The organism is Thiorhodospira sibirica ATCC 700588 (genome assembly GCF_000227725.2).
Lineage (GTDB): Bacteria > Pseudomonadota > Gammaproteobacteria > Ectothiorhodospirales > Ectothiorhodospiraceae > Thiorhodospira > Thiorhodospira sibirica.
Map to the genome: position 1 here is coordinate 2,154,787 of NZ_MU255056.1, position 3,624 is coordinate 2,158,410.

Below are 3,624 nucleotides of genomic sequence, written 5' to 3' on the forward strand. Positions count from 1 at the left end.
ACGCATTCTACGGGGGACACTTCTGCTTTGCACAAAAGGGGACTTTTCTGAATTGGGTTGACACGCTTGAATAAACTTGGGAGTGCCGCTCACCAGCGCGGCAAATAATACTGCCGCGCTGGTGAGCGGCACTCCATGGTGTGGGGCTAGTTGATAAGCGGTGTGGTTTTGACGTCCTGTTTTTTGCTGCTCTCCCTGAAGGAAGAGGATTCCTACGGCGAGGTTGCACAATGCACATACAACACACGCATCGGTGGGTTCCTGCCCCGAGACCGCCCAAGGAGATGGCTTGGTGATCGCCGCTACGCTCCACGCGGGAGCTTTTACGGTGGCGAACCAACCCACCTGCCTGCGCCGCGCGCGTCGCGGCAGGCAGGCGCGGCGCAGGCAGGTGCTCCCCAGGACTCACATTCTCGTCTCTGACAGGCGTTACTTTCGGTCCGCCCGACCGTAGGTTCATAGCACATGACCAGTATCGCGGCGCTATGCGAATCTCCACAAGCGAGATTCCCGCGCCGTGCGCTATCCCTCCTTGGCCTTGCGGCCGGGGTTTCCCGCGCAAACTGATGAAATTGAATCAACGTGTTATTTTGTAAATAATGAGAATCATTGTATTTTTGTTTTTTTCATGGCTTCGTGTAAGCTTCGCAGTGGTTTAATACGATGCCAGCAAGCGACTCCATCCATTTAAAAAACACCCGCTCTATCAACGAACTCAGGCGTTTCGCGGCCTTCGCGGCGGATACTGCGTTTTTCACTCAGGTTTAGTGTAAACATGATTGTATTTAAGGATTTGTGTCTACGGCGCGGCCCCAGGGTACTGTTTGCCGGGGTGAGTTTTGCCCTGCATCAAGGGGCGCGGGTCGGCTTGACGGGGGCTAACGGCACGGGCAAATCCAGCCTGCTGGCGTTGATGCGTGGAGAGTTGCAGCTTGATACGGGGGTCTGTGAGGTTCCGGCTGACTGGGTGATTGCCTCGGTGGCGCAGGAAACCCCGGCGGTCGCGCGCTCGGCGCTGGATTATGTGATGGATGGCGATACCCGCCTGCGCGAATTGGAGGCGCTGATGAGCCACGCCCAGACCCATGACAATGGCCTGGAGCTGGCGCGTCTGCATGAGCAGCTTGATGCGATTGACGGTTATCGGGCGGCCAGTCGGGCGGGCAAGTTATTGCATGGGCTGGGATTTGCAGCCACCGATGAGGCCCGTCCCGTAACCGATTTTTCCGGCGGTTGGCGTATGCGCCTGAATTTGGCGCAGGCCTTGATGTGTCGCTCGGATTTGTTATTGCTGGATGAGCCGACCAACCATTTGGATCTGGATGCGATTATCTGGCTGGAACAGTGGCTGGCCAGCTATCCCGGCACCCTGATCCTGATTTCCCATGACCGCGAGTTTCTCGACCGGGTGGTGAGCCAGATTGCCCACATTGAACGCGATAGCATAACGCTTTACAGCGGTAACTACAGCGCCTTTGAAAGCGCCCGCGCCGAGGCCCTGGCGCAGCAGCAGGCGGCCTATGAGCGTCAGCAGCGTGATATTGTGCACATGGAGCGCTTTGTTGAGCGCTTTCGCGCCAAGGCCACCAAGGCACGTCAGGCACAAAGCCGGGTCAAGGCCCTGGAACGCATGGCGCGTCTCTTGCCTGCGCATCATGATTCGCCGTTTCATTTCCAGTTTAAAGCGCCCAAGCGCCTGCCCGATCCACTGCTCAAGCTTGATCATGCCAGTGTCGGCTATGGACAAACGCCGGTACTGAGCCAGCTTAAACTGACGCTACACCCCGGTGATCGTCTCGGCATCCTTGGTCCCAACGGCGCGGGCAAATCCAGTCTGATTCGCCTGCTGGCCGGTGATCTGGCGCCGCTGCGCGGGGAACGTGAACAGGCCCCGGATACCCAGCTGGGCTATTTTGCCCAGCATCAGCTCGAGCAACTCGACCCCAAGGCCAGCCCCTTGCTCCACCTCACCCGCCTGGATCCCAAGGCCACCGAGCAATCCATGCGCGATTTTCTCGGCGGCTTTGGCTTTTATGGGGATCGCGTGTTTGAAGCGGTAGAACCCTTTTCCGGAGGCGAAAAGGCACGGCTGGTGCTAGCCATGCTGGTGTATCAAAGTCCTAATCTGTTGTTGCTGGACGAGCCGACCAACCATCTTGATCTGGAGATGCGCCACGCCTTGACGATGGCCTTGCAAGACTATGGCGGCGCCCTGGTAGTGGTCTCGCATGATCGCCATTTACTCGCCCATGTCTGCGATAGCCTGCTGCTGGTGCATGATGGGCAGGTGCAGGTATTCAACGGAGATTTGGAGGATTATCGCAGCTGGCTGATGCAGCAAAGCACCCAGGACAGCGACAGTGCGACCGCTGAGCCAGCGGCGAGCCATGAACGCAAACAGCGCCGCCAAAACGCCGCCGCACAACGTCAACGCCTCAAGCCGCTGCGTGATCGGGTCAAACAGCTTGAGCAGGCCCATGCCCGCTGCGAGGCTGAATTACAGACGCTACAAACCCAGCTGGCCGACCCGGCTTTATACGAACAGGCCGACAAACAGCCACTGCAACACCTGCTGACACGTCAAGGCGCGTTAAGCCAGGAAGTCGCCGCGCTGGAAAATGCCTGGCTGGAGGCCTGCGAGACCCTGGAACAGGCAGAACAGCTTGATGCGGAGGGGTAAACCAACGCTCGGAGGCTTACCCCGCTGCTGTGCCGAGATCGTTAAGCAAGGTAACGGGTATTCAACCACCTTTCGAAGTGTTCAAGAGGTATTGTCCGGGATCTTGCCACCTATCGGATCCGAGTTGATAAACGGCCGCGTCCATTAAGGTGAGGTATGAAGCAGCGACGAGCACGGTAAAAGGCTTGGCGGAAGCGGTTGAGCAAGGACTTCGTGAGGTGAATCGTGGAGCTGGGCAAGACGGTGGTGAGAAAACTGGCCTTGGCCGTGGGAGCGATGATTGAAGGCCAGACGCCAAACACGGTGGAGCAAAAAACAGTTCTTGATTTTTTCTTCATTGTTTATCAGAATTCTCCATTGTAGATAGGTTATCTACAAACGCGAAGGTTTCGCGTTCTATGGTCGGGGTCGAAGTCGAATCGCAAAGTTGTTCTCTGTTCAGGATGAACGCCGAGGCCACTTTTATGGCGCAAGCTGGGTTTCGACGGCTGAAACCGCCCATGTTGCCGGTGTTGACCGGCCATTCGGTTGGGACTGCTCAACCAGGACTCCAGTTGCTCGCCCTTCGGGGCGCTATCAACGGAGAGCGAAGTGCCTAAAAATCGCATAAGCAACTTTGTTTAGGTTTTTAGGAGCAGGACATTTTAGAACCTGTTCAAAGTCATCTAAAAATAGCCGATAATAGCAAGATGAGACATACCTATCCGAGTGACATCCGTCGAGAGCCGTTCGAGCAGATTCGTGCCTTACTGGAAAGTGGACGCAAGAAGACGGCCCCCCGGCGGGTGGATCTCTACGAAGCTGTTTGGAAATTAATCGCGTAATGGCTTAACCTACGATTTTTTCTAGGAAGTGGCCCACATGCCCCAGAAATGCAGCAAGAAGATTCGCAAAAAACGCTACCCGAGTCACCTCAGCGACGGCGCCTGGAAGGCGATCAAGCC

General features: G+C 56.6%; 2 protein-coding genes and 2 pseudogenes. All 4 read left to right on the forward strand.

All coding sequences use genetic code 11. From position 1 onward, the window contains the following. Positions 1-775 precede the first annotated feature (775 nt). Positions 776-2,680, forward strand: coding sequence for a ribosomal protection-like ABC-F family protein (abc-f, locus tag THISIDRAFT_RS10095; protein WP_006788837.1), 1,905 nt, complete (start codon positions 776-778; stop codon positions 2,678-2,680). 225 nt (positions 2,681-2,905) lie between these two features. Continuing rightward, positions 2,906-3,043 carry a hypothetical protein gene (locus tag THISIDRAFT_RS10100; protein ID WP_159098548.1) on the forward strand — a complete coding sequence of 46 codons (138 nt, stop codon included), beginning with the start codon at positions 2,906-2,908 and terminating at the stop codon, positions 3,041-3,043. 326 nt (positions 3,044-3,369) lie between these two features. Beyond that, positions 3,370-3,480: pseudogene (locus THISIDRAFT_RS10105) on the forward strand (IS5/IS1182 family transposase); the annotation flags it as partial. A gap of 61 nt (positions 3,481-3,541) precedes the next feature. Beyond that, positions 3,542-3,624 (forward strand): annotated as a pseudogene (locus THISIDRAFT_RS14850) (IS5/IS1182 family transposase); the annotation flags it as partial.

What these genes read in the sequence shown, in the direction of transcription:
- abc-f (WP_006788837.1), top strand. Translation starts at nt 776, where the DNA reads ATGATTGTATTTAAGGATTTGTGTCTACGGCGCGGCCCCAGGGTACTG.